Genomic DNA, 15,303 nt, shown 5'->3' with positions numbered 1-15,303 from the left:
CATGGCCGACACCTCAACCATCGCCCGGGGTGGGGGCTCCTCCCCCACCCCGGCGCGGGGGCGCCGAGGCAGCGCGTCCCCGCGCAAGCCCAGCGGGATGCCCGCCTGGGCGGTCCCCTACGCGCTGCTCCTGCCCGGCCTGCTGGTCATCGCCGGCCTGCTGCTCTACCCCCTGTACCAGATGGTCGCCATGTCCTTCCAGAACGTGGGGCTGCGGCAGATCCGGGGCGTGCCCGCCGAGTCGGTGGGGCTGGAGAACTACGAGAAGCTGGTGGAGTCGGAGCTCTTCTGGACCTCCCTCCGCAACACCGTCGTCTTCGCCGTCGTCACGGTGGCGCTCACCATGATCCTCGGCACCCTGGTCGGGATCCTGCTGCACAACCTCGGCAAGAAGATGTCGACGTTCCTCGTCGTCGGGATCATGGCCGCCTGGGCCACGCCGGCGATCGCCAGCGCGATCATCTGGCGCTGGATGTTCGACGCCGAGTCCGGCATCATCAACTGGCTCCTCAACGCCCTGCCCGACTGGTTCTCCGAGCTGCTGTTCGGCCGCTCCGAATGGGCCGGCGAGCCCTGGCTCAACGACCCCTTCACCATCTACCTGGTGCTCATCCTCGTGGTGGTCTGGGCGGGCTTCCCGTTCATCGCGGTGTCGGTCCTCGCCGGACTCAAGAGCATCTCCGCGGAGCTCTACGAGGCGGCCCGGGTGGACGGGGCCTCCGCGTGGCGCACCTTCTGGAAGATCACCGTTCCGCTGCTGAAGCCGGTCTTCTCGGTGCTGATCGTGCTCTCCACGATCTGGAACTTCAAGGTCTTCACCCAGCTGTTCGTCCTGGCCGGCGGAACCTCCAACCGCGAGGCCTTCAACCTGTCGCTGTTCTCCTTCACCCAGGCGTTCAGCGCACCGCCCAAGATGGGCATGGGCGCGGCCATCGCGGTGGTGCTGACGGTGATCCTGCTCGTCATCACCGCCGTCTACGTCCGCCAGATCGTGAAGACGGAGGACGTGCGATGACCGCCGCCGGAATGTCCCGGAAAGCCGCCCGGGGGCACCAGCAGGCCAAGAGCCGCAAGCGGCTGCGCAGGGCCGGCCTCAACGCCGCGGCCGTCGCGGTGTTCCTGTTCGCGGTGTTCCCCGTCTACTGGATGGTGACCACGGCGTTCAAGAGCCGCGAGCAGATCTTCACCACCGACTTCATCCCGTTCCCGACCGACCCGACCTTCGAGCACGTCGAGCGGGTCTTCACCCAGGGCGTCGCCGGGCACTCCATCTGGCAGTTCCTGATGAACAGCGCGATCGTGGCGCTCGGCACGGTGCTCATCGGCGCGGTCTTCGCCCTGCTCGGCGCGACCGCGGTGGCCCGGTTCCGCTTCCGGGGCCGCACCTCGTTCCTGATCCTGCTGCTCATCGTGCAGATGGTCCCGGCCGAGGCGCTGCTCATCCCGCTCTTCCTGATGGTCCGCCGGGCCGGGCTCTACGACCAGCTCCTCGGTCTCATCGTGGTGAACATCGCGCTGACGCTGCCGTTCGCCATCTGGATGCTGCGCACCTTCGTCGCGGCGGTGCCCAAGTCACTGGAGGAGGCCGCCTGGATCGACGGCGCGAGCCGGTTCACGACCTTCTGGAAGGTCCTGTTCCCGTTGGTGGCCCCCGGCCTGGTGGCGACCAGCATCTTCTCGTTCATCACCGCCTGGAACGAGTTCGCGTTCGCGCTGATCCTGATCAACGACCAGGGCAGCTACACCATGCCCGTGGCGCTGCGGTTCTTCGTGAGCCAGCGATCGGTGGACTGGGGCGCGATCATGGCCGCCTCCACCCTGATGACCATCCCGGTGATCGTCTTCTTCCTCCTGGTGCAGCGGCGCATGGTCTCCGGCCTCGTCGCGGGCGCCGTCAAGGGCTGATCTCCGCGCCCAGCCCTGCACCCAGCAGAGCGCCGGTACGGCCCGCGCCCGACGACAGGGCCCGTGCCGTACCGGCCCCCACGTGACCTCCCCACCTCAGGCAAGGAGTCTTCCACCGCCATGTCCGACTTCATCGCGGGTCCCAGAGACCAGGGGCTGTACCGCCTCGCGGCAGGCACCCTGCTCGTCGCCTTCCAGGGGACCACCGCTCCGGAGTGGGTGCTCCGGGAGCTGGAGAACGGCCTCGGCGGCGTGACCCTCTTCGGCTTCAACGTCTCCGACCACGAACAGCTGTGCGCGCTGAGCGAGCGCCTGCGCGCGGCCGGCGACCCCGTCGTCTCCCTGGACGAGGAGGGCGGCGACGTCACCCGGCTCGCCTACCACGTGGGCAGTCCCTACCCCGGCAACGCCGCCCTGGGGGCCGTGGACGACGTCGAGCTGACCCGCGACGTCTACCGCGCCATCGGCGACGACCTGGCCCGCTGCGGCGTCACCCTGGACATGGCCCCGGACGCCGACGTCAACACCGCCGACGACAACCCGGTGATCGGCACCCGCTCGTTCGGTTCGGACGCCGCGCTCGTCGCCCGGCACACCGTCGCCGCGGTGCACGGCCTGCAGTCGGCGGGCGTGGCCGCCTGCGTCAAGCACTTCCCCGGCCACGGAGCCACCCGCCAGGACTCCCACCTGGAGATCCCGCTCGTCGACGCCTCCCTGGAGCTGCTGCACGAGCGCGAGCTGGTCCCCTTCCGCGCCGCCATCGAGGCCGGGACGAAGTCCATCATGACCGCGCACGTCCAGGTCCCCGCGCTCACCGGCGGGCTGCCCTCGACGATCTCCCCGGCCGCGCTGACCGGCCTGCTCCGCGGCGAGCTCGGCTACGACGGCGTGGTGATCTCCGACGCCCTCGACATGAAGGCCATCACCGACGCCTACGGCCTGGCCGGCGGCGCGGTGCTCTCCCTGGCGGCCGGCTCCGACCTGCTCTGCCTCGGCCCCATCCCCACCGAGCCGGACATCCAGAAGATCATCTCTGAGATCGTCGCCGCGACCGGGGACGGGCGGCTGCCGGTCGCCCGCCTGGAGGAGGCGGCCGAGCGGGTGGCCCGGCTGCGCTCCTGGTCCGGCGAGCCCCGTCAGGTCGCGGCCGAAGAGAGCAGCATCGGCCTGACCGCCGCCCGGCGCGCGGTCAGGCTGACCGGTCCCGCCCCGGAACTGGTCGACCCGCTGGTGGTCGAGGTCGACACCCCGCCCACCATCGCGGTCGGCGAGGTCCCCTGGGGCTTCCACCCCTGGCTCCCCCAGGCGGAGATCGTGCGGGTCAAGCCGGAGGCCGCGGACGTGGTGGGCATCCTGGAGCGGGCGGACGGACGGTCCCTGGTGGTCGTCGTCAAGGACGCGCACCGCTACGAGGCCAGCCAGGCGGTGGTCTCCGCGCTGCTGGCCTCCCGTCCGGACGCCGTCGTGGTGGAGATGGGCCTGCCGATCTGGCGGCCCGCCGGGACCACCTACCTCGCCACGTACGGTGCCGCCCGCGCGAACGCCCAGGCCGCCGCCGAGTTGCTGAGCCTGTGAGCCGCCGGGCCCCCCGGCGACCCGCCTGGCCGACGCCGCCGGCGTGACCTGGAAAGACAACCCCCGGGAGGCACCCCCGTGGTCGAATTCCGTGTGCTCGGCCCGTTGGAGGCGCGCACCGCTTCGGGACGGATCCTCGTCCCGAAGCGGCGCAAGCCCCGCCTGCTGCTCGCGGTCCTCCTGCTCCGCGCCAACGTCCCCGTGCCCGCCGCCGAACTCCTGGACGCCCTCTGGGAGGACTCTCCGCCGGCCTCCGCCCGGGCGAACCTCCAGTCCTACGTGTCCGAGTTGCGCAGGCTGCTCGGCGGTGGAGTCTCGCTGTCCGGGAACGGCTACCTGCTCGCGGTGGACGAGGACGGCTACGACGCGGCCGTCTTCGAGAAGCTGGCGGCGCGAGGACGGCGGGCGCTGGCCGCGGCGCGGTTCCGCGAGGCCGCCGAGCTCCTGTCGGCGGCACTCGCGCTGTGGCGCGGCGAGCTGCTCGACGGGTTCTCCCTCCCCCAGTCTCTCTGGCCGGACCGCACCCGTCTGGAGGAGCTGCGCCGGTCGGCCTTCGAGGACTCCGTGTCGGCCAGGCTCGCCCTGGGACGCCACGAGGAGGTGGTCGCGGAACTCCGGGAGTTCACCGGGAAGAACCCCTTGCATGAACCGGTCTGGGCGCAGCTGATGCTGGCCCTGTACCGCTGCGGGCGGGCGGCCGAGGCGATCGACGCCTACCGGTCCGCCGACGCGGTCCTCGACGAGGAGCTCGGGGTCGCCCCCGGCCAGGAGCTGCGCGACCTCCACCAGAGGATCCTGCGCGAGGACCCCGGCCTGCTCCACTCCCCCTCGGCCGCCGTCCCGGCGCTCCACGCGGTCCCGGTGCCGCGCCAGCTCCCCGCCGGAACCGCCGACTTCGTCGGCCGCGGCGCCTACCTGCGCACTCTCGACGAAACCTGCCGCGCAGACGAGGAGGGGACGGTCCGCTGCGCCCTCACCGGGACCGGCGGGGTCGGCAAGACCGCCCTGGCGGTGCACTGGGCGAACGGCGCCGCCGCGCGTTTCCCCGACGGCCAGCTCCACATCGACCTGCGCGGCTTCACCCCGTCCGCCCGGCCGGTGAACCCGCTCGACGCCCTGTCCCGCTTCCTCCGCGCCCTCGGCGTCCCGGCCGAGCGGCTACCCGTCGGCACCGACGAGGCCGCCTCGCTGTACCGGAGTCTCCTGGCCGGCAAGCGGATGCTGGTGCTGCTGGACAACGCCTTCGACGGCGACCAGGTCCGCCCCCTGCTGCCCCCCGCCCCGTCCTGTGCTCTGATCACGAGCCGGGACCGGCTCGACTGCCTGGCGGCTCTGGACGGGGTGCGCCGGCTCTCGATCGACGTCATGCCCGCCGACGAGGCCCGGGAGCTGCTGGAGAGGATCACCGGAACGCGGCACGAGCCGGGCGCCGAACCCCGCGATCGGCTCCCCTCCGTGCTCCGGCTCGCGGAGTCGTGCGGCCGCCTCCCGCTGGCGCTCCGGCTGGCGGCCACGCAGATCGTCACCGATCCCCGGCTCAGCGTCTCCTCGTATCTCACGAAGCTGGAGCGAGGGGACCGGCTGAGCGTGCTCGACGGTGACATCGGCCGGCGCCGGGTCATGCACTCGGCGTTCGAGGCCTCCTACCGGCGGCTGCCGTACGCTGCCAGACGATTGTTCCGCGCGCTCGGTGCGATCCCCGGAGCCGACTTCACCCCGCAGGCGGCCGCCGCCGCACTCGGCTCCCCGCCGGGCGAAGTCGAGCCGTTGCTGGCCGCCCTGTCCAGGGTCTGTCTCGTCGACACCGGCGCCGGTGACCGCTTCAGCCTGCACGACCTGCTCCGGCTGTACGCGCTGGAGCGGTTCACCGAGGAGGACACCGGCGGTGAACGCCGGGAGGCCCACCGCCGGCTGACGGCGTGGTACCTGCGACACGCGCGGGCGGCGTCGGAACTGATCTGCCCTCAGCTGGTGCTCCTTCCGATCGACTCCGCACCGCTGCCGTCGTTCGCCGACGAGGCCGCCGCCCTCGCCTGGCTGGACGACGAGCGGCACAACCTCCTCGCCCTGGCCGACCGGCTCACCGGCCGGGAGCGGTGGCTGATGGCTGACGCGCTGCGCGGCTACTGGTACCTGCGCGGCCACTTCGCGGACTGGCTGCGCCACACGACGGGCGGCCTGACCGCCGCGGAGCAGGCCGGTGACCTGGCCGCCCAGGCCGCCATGCGGGGCGGGCTGGCGGAGCTCCACACGATCCTGGCGCACGACGCCGACGCCCTCGGCCACAACACGGCGGCTCTGGAGCTCTCCCGGTCCGCCGGCTGGGCGGAGTACGAGGCCTCGGCACTGGGACGGCTGGGCACATTCCACCTCGGCCGCGGCGAGCCCCGGCAGGCCGCCGAGTACTGCCTGCGCGCCATCGAGTCCCACCGGCGGCTGGGCGTGCACCGAGGTGTGATCAGCAACCTGGGCAACCTCGGCCTGGCCAACGTCTACCTGGGCAACCTCCGGCACGCGGCCGAGCAGCTCGGCGAGGCGCTCCGCTGGGAGCGCGACCGGTGCTCGACCATGGGCGAGGCGATCGGGCTGGGCAACCTCGGCCTGGTCGCGCACCACATGGGAGATCTCAGCCTCGCGCTGGCCCGGCTGGACCGGGCGCTGGCCCTGTTCGAGGCCCTCGGGAGCGACTACGGGACGGCCGACACGCTCTCGTCCCTGGCCGCCGCGCACAACGACCTGGCGGACCCGGACCGGGCCCGCCTGCTCGCCGGGCGGGCCCGGGAACTGGCGCGGGCGATCGGCGACGGCAGGACGGAGGTGCGCGCCGTCACCGTGCTGGGGACCGCCCTGCGATCCGGCTCTCCGGGCGAGGCCGTACGGCTCCACGAGCACGCCCTGTCCCTCGCCCTGACCACCCGCGTCCGGTACGACATCGCGCAGGCGCACATCGAGCTGTCCCTGTCCCTCCGGCTGCTCGGGAAGGCCCCGGCGAGTACGCGCCACGCGGATCTCGCCCTGAACGCCACCCGGCGGGCGGGCTTCCGGCGGCTGGAGGGCCGGGCGCTGCTGGCCGGCGGCCGCCCGGACCTGGCCGAGCCGGTCTTCGCCGAGGTGGGGGACCGGATCGGCCTGGCCCATGCCCGCCGGGACCGCGCAGGCCGATCGGCCGGGGGGAGCACGGGCGCGCCCGCCGCGCACGACCTCACGGACCCGTACGGCGGGCGAGGCGCATCCGGGCAGCCGGGCGCGCGCAAGCCTGTATGGCGGACGTGAAGCGGGCCCGCGCATCATCGTGAGCCCGCGCCTCGGCTCAGGAACCGGCGCCGTCCACGACGAGAGCACTCATGCCTTATCTCACCGCCGCCGTCGCGCTGCTGTGGCGGGCGGCGCCCAGGGTCGCCGCCGGCCAGCTCGCCACGATCGTCCTGCTGGCCTCCGCGCCGGTCGTGACCGCGTGGCTGACCAAGCTCATACTCGACGGCCTGGCGGCGGGGGTCCCCTGGTCCCGGCTCACCTGGTACGCGGCGGGCCTCGCGGGGGCGGGCCTGCTGGGGGCCGTCTCCGTCCAGGCCGACCGGTACCTGGGCGCCGAGACGGAGCGCCGGGTCAGCCTGCTGTCCCGCAGACGGCTGCACGAGGCGGTCAACCGGTTCGCCGGGCTCGGCCGGTTCGAGGAGCCCCGTTTCCATGACAGGCTGCGGCTGGCCCAGGAGTCGAGCCGGATGGCGGGGGGCACCATCGTGCGGAGCGCCGCCGGCCTCGCACGGGCCGCCCTGGTGTCCGGCGCCTTCCTGGGCTCCATGCTGACGATCAGCACTCCGCTGACGGCCCTGACGCTCCTCGCCGTCCTGCCGGCCGCCGCCGCGGAACGGGTGCTCAACCGGTCGCGGATCGCGATGATGTGGCGGATCAGCCCGGCCGTCCGCAGGGATCTGTTCTACTCCCAGGTGCTGACGGACGTCCGGGCCGCCAAGGAGGTCCGGCTGTTCGGCATCGGCGGGTTCCTGCTGGAGCGCATGCTCGGTGAGCGGCGTTCCGCCGACGCCGCGGAACGCGAGCGGGACCGCCGCGAGGCGTGGACGCAGAGCCTCCTGACGGCCCTGTCCACGCTCGTGGCCGCCGGCGGCCTGGTATGGGCGGTCGGCGCGGCCCACGGCGGGCGGCTCACCGTCGGGGACCTCTCCCTGTACCTGGCCGCGGTCGCGATGGTCCAGAACGCGCTGTCGCAGATCGTCACGGAGTACTCCACCGTCCAGCGGGCCCTGCTGCTGTTCCGCCACTACGTCGACGTGGTGGGCATGGAGCCCGACCTGCCCGCCGCGGACCGCCCCGCGCCGGAACTGCGGCGGGGGATCGAGCTGCGGGATGTGTGGTTCCGCTACTCCCCCGAGCATCCGTGGGTGCTGCGCGGGGTCGATCTCTTCATCCCGCACGGTCGCGCGACGGCGGTCGTCGGCCGGAACGGCGAGGGCAAGAGCACGCTGGTGAAGCTCCTGTGCAGGTTCTACGACCCGGAGCGGGGGCGGATCCTGTGGGACGGGGTGGATCTGCGCGACCTCTCCCCCGAGACGCTCCGCTCCCGGATCGGAGCCGTGTTCCAGGACTTCATGGAGTACGACCTGCCCGCCGCGGAGAACATCGGTCTCGGGGACCTCGGCGCGTTGCACGACCGGGAGCGGGTGACGGCGGCGGCCCGCCTCGCGGGGGCCCACGAGGCGATCAGCGAGCTGCCCCGGGGCTACGACACCATGCTGAGCAGGATGTTCGGCCCTCCCGGAGAGGAGGACGACACCGTGGGCGTGCCGCTCTCCGGCGGGCAGTGGCAGCGGCTCGCGCTCGCCCGAGCGCTCCTGAGGGACCGGCGCGACCTGCTCATCCTCGACGAGCCGAGCGCGGGACTCGACGCGGAGGCCGAGCACCGGGTGCACACCACGCTGCGCGAGCACCGCGCGGGCAGGACCAGCCTGCTGATCTCCCACCGGATGGGGGCGATCCGGGACGCCGACCGGATCGTCGTCCTGGCCGGGGGCCGGGTCGCCGAGCAGGGAGACCACAGCGAGCTCATGGCGCTGGGCGGGGACTACGCGGAGCTGTTCGCGCTCCAGGCCGAGGGGTACCGGCCCGGCCCGGTGGGCGAATCCGCCTGACGAGCGGGGGACGGAGCGGTTCCCGCCCGTGGAGCCCGGGCGGGAACCGCCGGCGGTTCAGCCGTCGGCGGGCGCCGGCGTCAGCAGGCGCCGCAGCCCGAGCAGTACTGCCGGCCCGTCGTCCAGTCGGTCCAGCAGCGCACGTAGGCGCCCTGATGGGCGCCGCCGCAGGGATAGCATCCCCCGGCCGCGGCCCGCTCCGCCGGGACGACCCGGGCCAGCATCCTGTCGCTGAACCGCTCGAGGAAACGCTTCATCACTTCTCCTTCTCGCCGGTGGGCTCTGTGCGTCCACCGTCCGACGGCGCCCTCCGCAGATCCCATGCGCGGGCGCCGTACCGGCGTGCATGGCGGATGCGGAGCGCCTGGACCCAGCCTGTCCGGCATACCGCGTCCGGCACAGGAGACGATTCAATGCCTTACCTCACCGCCGCCGTCGTCCTCGTCGGCCTGCTCTGCTCGGCCAACACGGTGCTGCTGCTCGGGGTCGTCCGCCGGCTCCGCGAGCACGAGAACCGGCTGCCTCCTCCGGCGGAGCCCTCCCTCGGCCTGCCGGCGCTCGGATCGGCCCTGCCGTCGTTCGCCTCCGTCACCACGGCGGGCGAGCCGGTCACCTCCGCGAACCTTCCGCTGCCCGCGGTCGTCGCCTTCTTCGACGTCGCCTGTGAGCCCTGCCGGGACAAGGCCCCCCGGTTCGCCCGGGAGTTGTCCGACCACCCTGGGCTGAACGCCCTGGCGGTCGTGATCGGCGAGGCCGGGGCCATGAGCGCGACGCTGGAGGCGGCCTGCCGGGTCGTCGTCGAGCCCTCGGACGGCACCCTGGTCAGGGCGTTCGGCGTCCGCGGCTTCCCCGCCATGTGCCTGCTGGACGAGCGGGGCGTCGTCGTCCAGGCCGGGCAGGACCTCGGCCTGGCTCCCGCCGCCGGGGCCCGCGGGTGAACCCGCCGGTGATCCTGCTCGCCGCCGCGCTGCTCTCCGCGGTCGCGGGCGTGACCGCCCTGCTGGTCCTGCGGCGGCGGTTGCTCGTCGTCACCGTCGACGGCCACAGCATGCGCCCGACTCTGGAACCGGGCGACCGAGTACTGGTGCGCCGCGGTTCCGCCGCCCGCGCGAGGGCGGGCGCCATCACGGTCCTGCGGCACCCGGCCGGGCCCGGCACCTGGCTCCCCCTCCCCCCGGAGGCCGTGGGGGAGGGTGGGCAGATCTACACGATCAAACGGCTGGCCGCTGTTCCCGGCGACCGCGTGCCCGGCGGCCTCGGGCCCGGTACGGCGCTCGTCTCCGGCGCCGCCGTCCCTCCCGGGTGCCTGCTGGTCCTCGGGGACAACCCGGCGCAGAGCGTCGACTCCCGCCAGCTCGGCCTGATACCGGCCGAGTACTTCGTGGGTGTGGTCGCGCGCCGTCTCGGCCGCTGACGTATGGCGGTTGCGAAGAGGGCGACCGCACACTGACGCCATGACGTACCTGACCATCGCCTGCGGCGTGCTTCTGGCGCTGGTGTTCACCGCCTCCGCCTGGAGCAAGCTGCGCAGCAGGACGGACCTCGCCTCGTTCACGGAGTCCCTGCGACGGCTGCGGCCGCTGCCCCCGGGCTGGACCGCCGCCGCCGCGGCGGCGGTCGTCTCGGCGGAGGCGCTGATCCCGGTGCTCGTCGCGTTTCCCGCGGTCAGGCCTGCGGGCTACGGGCTCGCCGCCGGGCTGCTGGCGGTCCTGAGCGTCGCGATCGAGCTGAGCGTACGCCGGGGGGACGCCGTGCCGTGCCGCTGCTTCGGGCCGTCGCCCTCGCCGCTGGGCCGCCGGCACCTGGTCCGCAACGGCCTCCTCCTCGCGGCGGCCGTCGCCGGCGGAGCCGGGTCCCGGGCCGCGGATCTCCCCCCGGTCCATCCCGCCGGAGCGGCGGTCGCGGTGGCCGCCGCCGGGCTCGCGGCCGCGGCGGTCATCCGGTTCGACGACATCGCGGAACTGTTCGCGGGCCCCTCCCGCCCCCGTACGCGATGACCCCCGGGGGACGGTCCGCCCCCGCCCCGGACCGGCGGCCCGGGGCGGGGGCGGACCGTCCCGGAGGAACCCGGCATGAGGCGCGCGTCCCTGCCTCAGGCGCTGAAGATCTCCTCTCTGGCCTGCTCCAGGGCCTCCAGCACGGCCCCGCGCAGGACCGGGTTCCCCTCCACCTCGCTGGCCGCCACCTGGGGCCGGACCGGGCAGATCCGGGCCACCGCCTCCTCGATCCGCGTGGTGAGCGCGCTCCCTCCGGCCTGGCCGACCTCGCCCGCGATCACCACCAGGCCGGGATCCAGCACGACGCAGACCGACGCCACGCCCAGCGCCAGCCGCCCGGCGATGTCGTCCAGCAGGGCCGTCCCGCGCTCGCCCGCCCCGACCGCAGCCGCCACGCACTCGGCCGCGCTCCGCCCGGCGAAGCCGTACGAGGCGGCCAGCCCGACCACCGTCTCGGCGCTCACCAGCGACTGCAGACCCCCCGCGAGCGACGGCAGCCGTCCGGGCACCGCCCGCACGTCGGCGGCCAGCGGCACGCCCGGCACCGGCAGGTAGCCGATCTCGCCCGCGCTGCCGGAACGGCCCCGGTGCAGCCGCCCGTTGAGCACGACGCCCAGGCCGATGCCGCGGCCCACCCAGAGCAGCACGAAGTCGTCGACGCCCCGGGCGGCGCCCAGAGTGCGCTCGGCGACGGCCACGAGGTTCACGTCGTTCTCTATCTTCACCTCGCGGCGCAGGTCGCGGGCGAGCGCCTCGTGGACGCCCTCGTGCCAGTCGGGCAGGTCGAAGGAGAAGCGCACGTCACCGGTGCGCGGGTCGACGACACCCGGGGTGCCGATCACCACCGCCCGCAGCCGGGAGAGCGCCACCTTCGCCGAGCGGCACGCCTTGACCACCGCCTCGTGCACGAGCGCCACCGGGTCGTCGCGCCCCTCGAGGGCCACCGTCACCTCGCCGACGATCCGGCCCCGGATGTCGGCGACGGCGGTGGTGACGGACTCCGGCCCGACGTCCAGGCCCGCGACGTAGGCGGAGGAGGGCACGATCCCGTAGAGCGTCGCGTTCGGCCCCCGCCCGCCGGCCTGCTCCCCGGCCACCTCGACCAGCCCGCGCTCCTCCAGGCGGGCGAGCGTCTGCGACGCCGTCACCTTGGAGAGCCCGGTGAGCTCCCCGATCTGCCCGCGCGTCAGCGGACCGGAGGTGAGCAGCAGTTCCAGGGCGGCCCGGTCGTTGATCTCCCTCAGCAGCCTGGGCACGCCAGGACGTCGCTCCATACGCATGCTCTCTGTTTCGGCGTTTCCCGTCGCTGTTCCGGCCGGCGAGAACGGGGATTCGGTTGTCAATGAGACTTCCGAGAGTTTAGCGTGCGGGCCGCTCCCGGAGGGCGACAGGTGGGAGCGCTCCCCGGCGCAGCCGGCGCCCGCTCCGCGGGACCTCACGCATGAGTGGTCCTCCGCAGGCGGGATAATCGATCGCATGCGCCTTTCCGCTCGTGTCGACTATGCCCTGCGTGCCGCCGCCGAACTCGCCGCCGCCGGTGAGGGGCCAACCACCGTGGGCGAACTCGCCAAGGAGCAGGAAATGCCGCCCAAGTACCTGGAGAACATCCTCCTCCAGATGCGCCGGGCCGGGCTCGTCCGGGGCCAGCGCGGCCCGGAGGGCGGCTACGTGCTGGCCCGCCCGGCCACCGAGATCACCCTCGCCGACGTGATCCGCGCGGTGGACGGCCCGCTGGCCAACGTGCGGGGCGAGCGCCCCGAGCACGTCGACTACCGCGGGCCCGCCGAGTCGCTGCAGCAGGTCTGGATCGCGCTGCGGGCCAGCGAGCGGGCCATCCTGGAGGAGGTCACGCTGGAGAGCGTGGCCACGGGCGCCCTCCCCGAGCGGGTCCGCAAGCTCGCCGCCGACCCCGCCGCCTGGGACTGACCCGCCCCCGCGCGAGACCGGCGCGGCGCGGTACGGGGCCGGGCCGCACGCCTCCACGGGGCCGGATGGCGTCACACGCCTTCCCGTCTCCGCCGCCGCCCGCCGCGCGGATACGCTGGGCCCATGCCCGAAGGCGACGTCGTCCACCGGGCCGCGGGGCGGCTCGGCCGGGCCCTCGACGGCCGGGTCCTGACCCGTTCCGACTTCCGCGTGCCCCGGCACGCCACGGCCGACCTCACCGGCAGGACCGTGCTGGAGACCGCCGCCCGGGGCAAGCACCTGCTCACCCGCGTCGAGGGCGGCCTGACCGTCCACACCCACCTGCGGATGGACGGCGAGTGGCTCGTCTCCCCCGCCGGTCGCCGGACGCCTCCGGGCGACCGGGTCCGCCTGGTGCTGGCCAACGCCGACTGGCAGGCCGTGGGAGTACGGCTCGGCGTGGTGGACCTGCTGAGGACCGAGACCGAGCACCGGGTCGTCGGGCACCTCGGCCCGGACCCGCTCGGACCCGGCTGGGATCCGCAGGAGGCGGCGCGGCGGCTGGCGGAGCAGCCCGGCCGGAGCATCGGCGAGGCCCTCCTCGATCAGCGGAACCTGGCCGGGATCGGCACCATCTACCGGGCGGAGACGCTGTTCCTCGCCGGGATCTCACCGTGGCGGCCGGTGGGCGCGCTCGGCGACGTGCCGGGGATCGTGGAGATCGCGCAGAGGCTGATGGACGCGAACAGGGACCGGGCGGACCGGGTGACCACCGGGGATCTCCGTCCGGGACGGGGCATGTGGGTCTACGGCAGGGCGGGCCGGGCATGCCTGCGCTGCGGGAACCGGATCAGCCGGGGAGAGATGGGGGCACAGCCGCAGGAACGGCTGATCTACTGGTGCCGGCGCTGCCAGCCGGACTGAACCGGCCGGCGGCCGCGCCTAGGCGGCGACCATGTCCTTCACGTCGGGAGTGTGCTCGATGGGCGGGACGACCGCCCGGAAGCCTTCGAACGCGTCCTCCGGCAGAGAGGCCGGCACGGTCTCGGGGATCGGCAGGCGCTCCCGCTCGGGAACGTCGGCGAGCACCGGGGCATGCTGGAGCTCGGCCAGCGCGAACTGGTCGGAGACCTCGCGGAGCACCTGGGAGAGCGGCACGCCGAGGGCGCCGCAGATCGACGCGAGCAGCTCGGAGGAAGCCTCCTTCTGACCGCGCTCCACCTCGGACAGATAGCCGAGGGAGACCCGAGCCAGTGTGGAGACCTCACGCAAGGTGCGACCCTGCCGCACCCGCAGCCGCCGCAGCACGTCACCGAGCAGCTGACGCAGCAGGACCATCTGTCGCTCCCTCCCCGGCGCGGACGTCTTCACGACGCTCCGCGCGATCGGTTCGTGCCGCTCGTTCTTCGAACGCGACCCTTCGTACATTCGCCTCGCCGTCGTCATCGCTTGACGCTGCCCTCAGTCACAGCTCCACCGTACCCGTATCGGCCGACATCGCGGCAGACCACGGTGAGCATGTTCGCTGGGGACGTAACACGGTAATCACCCGGAATGTTCCTCCGGGCTCGGCTCCAGCGCCGCCCTGAGCAGGTCCACGGCCTCGTTCGCGGTGCATCGCCGGATCTCCTCACGCGTCCCGTTCAGGTGCAGGTCCCGGTGCCATACCCGCCCAGCGGGGCCGCTAACAGCCAGGTGGACGGTGCCGACCGGCTTTCCGTCCTGCGGGTCGGGGCCGGCCACGCCGGTGGCGGCCAGCCCGTAGGTGGCGCCGGTGAGCTCGCGCACCCCGGCGGCCATGGCGGCCGCGACCCCGGGATGCACGGCCCCCTCGCGTTCCAGCAGGTCGGAGGGGACGCCCAGCAGACGCCGCTTGAGCTCGGTGGCGTAGGACAGGACCCCGCCGGTGAAGGCGGCGGAGGCGCCGGGCGGGGCCGTCAGGGCGGCGCCGATCAGGCCCGCCGTCAGGGACTCGGCCACCGCGACCGTCTCCCCCCGGCCGGCGAGCAGTGCGATCACCCGGGCCGCGGGCGCGGGCGCCGCCGCTGCGGAGAGTGCCGGCTCCGGCGCTGCGGGGAACGCCGTGGACGCCTCGGGAGACTTCCCCGCGGACCGCGCGGAAGCCGCCCCCGGAGGCCTCGCCGGGGCCGTCACGAGGAGGCCCTCGCCCGCTTGGCCACCTGCCGGAGCTTGACCGCCCTGATCACGTAGTCCAGTCCGGTCCCGACGGTCACCACGACCGCCGCGCCCATGACCGCCCAGCGGGCCGCCCCCGGCACGCCCGGCAGGATGTAGCAGGTGATGGCGAGCATCTGCAGGGCCGTCTTCACCTTGCCGCCGTAGCTGGCGGGGATGACGCCGTGCCGCAGGACCGCGAAGCGCAACAGGGTGACGCCGGCCTCCCGCCCCAGGATCACCGCGGTGACCCACCAGGGCAGCTCGCCCAGGATCGAGAGGCTGACCAGCGCGGCCCCCGTCAGCGCCTTGTCGGCGATGGGGTCGGCGATCTTACCGAAGTCGGTGACCAGCCCGTAGCGGCGGGCCAGCTCGCCGTCGAGCAGATCGGTGAGCGAGGCCACCAGGAACACCGCCAGCGCGGTGATCCTCCAGCCGGTGCCGTTCAGGAAGAGGCAGACCACGAATAACGGCACCATCGCCAGTCGTAGCACCGTCACGACGTTGGCGATGTTCCACAGGCTCACCTTCCTGGGGCCCGCGGGTGCCGGCGTCGCTTCGGTACCGGTCTCTGGCGTGTTGGTCATACGCTCTCCCGG

At 73.7% G+C, this 15,303-nt stretch carries 15 protein-coding genes; 10 read left to right on the top strand and 5 right to left on the bottom strand.

The annotated features are described in order from the left end of the window. The first annotated feature begins 1 nt into the window (after window position 1). The 5 genes from HS048_RS12490 to HS048_RS12470 all read left to right on the top strand — a co-directional run bounded on the left by HS048_RS12490 (window position 2) and on the right by HS048_RS12470 (window position 8,627). On the top strand, window positions 2-1,015 hold the full coding sequence (locus tag HS048_RS12490) for a carbohydrate ABC transporter permease (RefSeq protein WP_068896950.1): 1,014 nt from the start codon (window positions 2-4) through the stop codon (window positions 1,013-1,015). Further along, complete coding sequence (locus HS048_RS12485) at window positions 1,012-1,905, top strand: carbohydrate ABC transporter permease (RefSeq protein WP_230880818.1); 894 nt, start codon at window positions 1,012-1,014, stop codon at window positions 1,903-1,905. Before HS048_RS12490 ends, HS048_RS12485 begins: the two co-directional genes overlap by 4 nt. 120 nt (window positions 1,906-2,025) lie before the next feature. Then, window positions 2,026-3,480, top strand: a complete 1,455-nt coding sequence (locus tag HS048_RS12480; RefSeq protein WP_196467030.1) for a glycoside hydrolase family 3 protein — start codon at window positions 2,026-2,028, stop codon at window positions 3,478-3,480. 78 nt (window positions 3,481-3,558) lie between these two features. Then, complete coding sequence (locus HS048_RS12475) at window positions 3,559-6,753, top strand: BTAD domain-containing putative transcriptional regulator (protein WP_196467029.1); 3,195 nt, start codon at window positions 3,559-3,561, stop codon at window positions 6,751-6,753. A gap of 71 nt (window positions 6,754-6,824) precedes the next feature. Then, entirely contained in the window at window positions 6,825-8,627 is a 1,803-nt protein-coding gene (locus tag HS048_RS12470; RefSeq protein ID WP_196467028.1) for an ABC transporter ATP-binding protein, read from the top strand. An 80-nt stretch (window positions 8,628-8,707) separates the two neighbouring features. Here the strand turns inward: HS048_RS12470 and HS048_RS12465 are convergent, their stop codons facing one another. Next, the gene (locus HS048_RS12465; protein ID WP_157237466.1) at window positions 8,708-8,884 is read right to left on the bottom strand and encodes a hypothetical protein; all 177 of its coding nucleotides are present in this window, start codon (window positions 8,882-8,884) and stop codon (window positions 8,708-8,710) included. Window positions 8,885-9,040: 156 nt separating this feature from the next. On the opposite strand from HS048_RS12465, the gene HS048_RS12460 reads away from it, so the two are divergent. The 3 genes from HS048_RS12460 to HS048_RS12450 are packed head-to-tail and all read left to right on the top strand — an operon-like array spanning window position 9,041 to window position 10,624. After that, entirely contained in the window at window positions 9,041-9,565 is a 525-nt protein-coding gene (locus tag HS048_RS12460) for a redoxin domain-containing protein (RefSeq protein WP_196467027.1), read from the top strand. Further along, the gene (locus tag HS048_RS12455) at window positions 9,562-10,041 is read left to right on the top strand and encodes a S26 family signal peptidase (protein WP_196467026.1); all 480 of its coding nucleotides are present in this window, start codon (window positions 9,562-9,564) and stop codon (window positions 10,039-10,041) included. The genes HS048_RS12460 and HS048_RS12455 overlap by 4 nt, the downstream gene beginning before the upstream one ends. Window positions 10,042-10,081: 40 nt before the next feature. Then, window positions 10,082-10,624, top strand: a complete 543-nt coding sequence (locus HS048_RS12450) for a MauE/DoxX family redox-associated membrane protein (protein ID WP_068896956.1) — start codon at window positions 10,082-10,084, stop codon at window positions 10,622-10,624. 95 nt (window positions 10,625-10,719) lie between these two features. Here the strand turns inward: HS048_RS12450 and HS048_RS12445 are convergent, their stop codons facing one another. Beyond that, complete coding sequence (locus HS048_RS12445) at window positions 10,720-11,898, bottom strand: ROK family transcriptional regulator (protein WP_196467025.1); 1,179 nt, start codon at window positions 11,896-11,898, stop codon at window positions 10,720-10,722. Between the two features lie 202 nt (window positions 11,899-12,100). On the opposite strand from HS048_RS12445, the gene HS048_RS12440 reads away from it, so the two are divergent. Then, window positions 12,101-12,550, top strand: a complete 450-nt coding sequence (locus HS048_RS12440) for an Rrf2 family transcriptional regulator (protein ID WP_068896958.1) — start codon at window positions 12,101-12,103, stop codon at window positions 12,548-12,550. A gap of 123 nt (window positions 12,551-12,673) precedes the next feature. Beyond that, window positions 12,674-13,453, top strand: a complete 780-nt coding sequence (locus tag HS048_RS12435) for an Fpg/Nei family DNA glycosylase (protein ID WP_196467024.1) — start codon at window positions 12,674-12,676, stop codon at window positions 13,451-13,453. Window positions 13,454-13,471: 18 nt separating this feature from the next. Here the strand turns inward: HS048_RS12435 and HS048_RS12430 are convergent, their stop codons facing one another. The 3 genes from HS048_RS12430 to pgsA all read right to left on the bottom strand — a co-directional run bounded on the left by HS048_RS12430 (window position 13,472) and on the right by pgsA (window position 15,291). Next, window positions 13,472-13,867 (bottom strand): helix-turn-helix domain-containing protein, encoded by a 396-nt coding sequence (locus HS048_RS12430; protein WP_068897105.1) that lies wholly within the window; start codon window positions 13,865-13,867, stop codon window positions 13,472-13,474. A gap of 207 nt (window positions 13,868-14,074) precedes the next feature. Further along, window positions 14,075-14,548 carry a CinA family protein gene (locus HS048_RS38105; RefSeq protein WP_068897106.1) on the bottom strand — a complete coding sequence of 158 codons (474 nt, stop codon included), beginning with the start codon at window positions 14,546-14,548 and terminating at the stop codon, window positions 14,075-14,077. A 131-nt stretch (window positions 14,549-14,679) separates the two neighbouring features. Next, a complete protein-coding gene (pgsA, locus tag HS048_RS12420) occupies window positions 14,680-15,291 on the bottom strand; it encodes a CDP-diacylglycerol--glycerol-3-phosphate 3-phosphatidyltransferase (protein WP_068896960.1) in 612 nt (203 codons plus the stop codon). Window positions 15,292-15,303 lie beyond the last annotated feature (12 nt).

The organism is Planomonospora sp. ID91781, assembly GCF_015711595.1.
Classification (GTDB): Bacteria; Actinomycetota; Actinomycetes; order Streptosporangiales; family Streptosporangiaceae; genus Planomonospora; species Planomonospora parontospora.
Note: the sequence above shows the minus strand (reverse complement) of the source record. Positions and strands in the feature narration are given on the sequence as shown.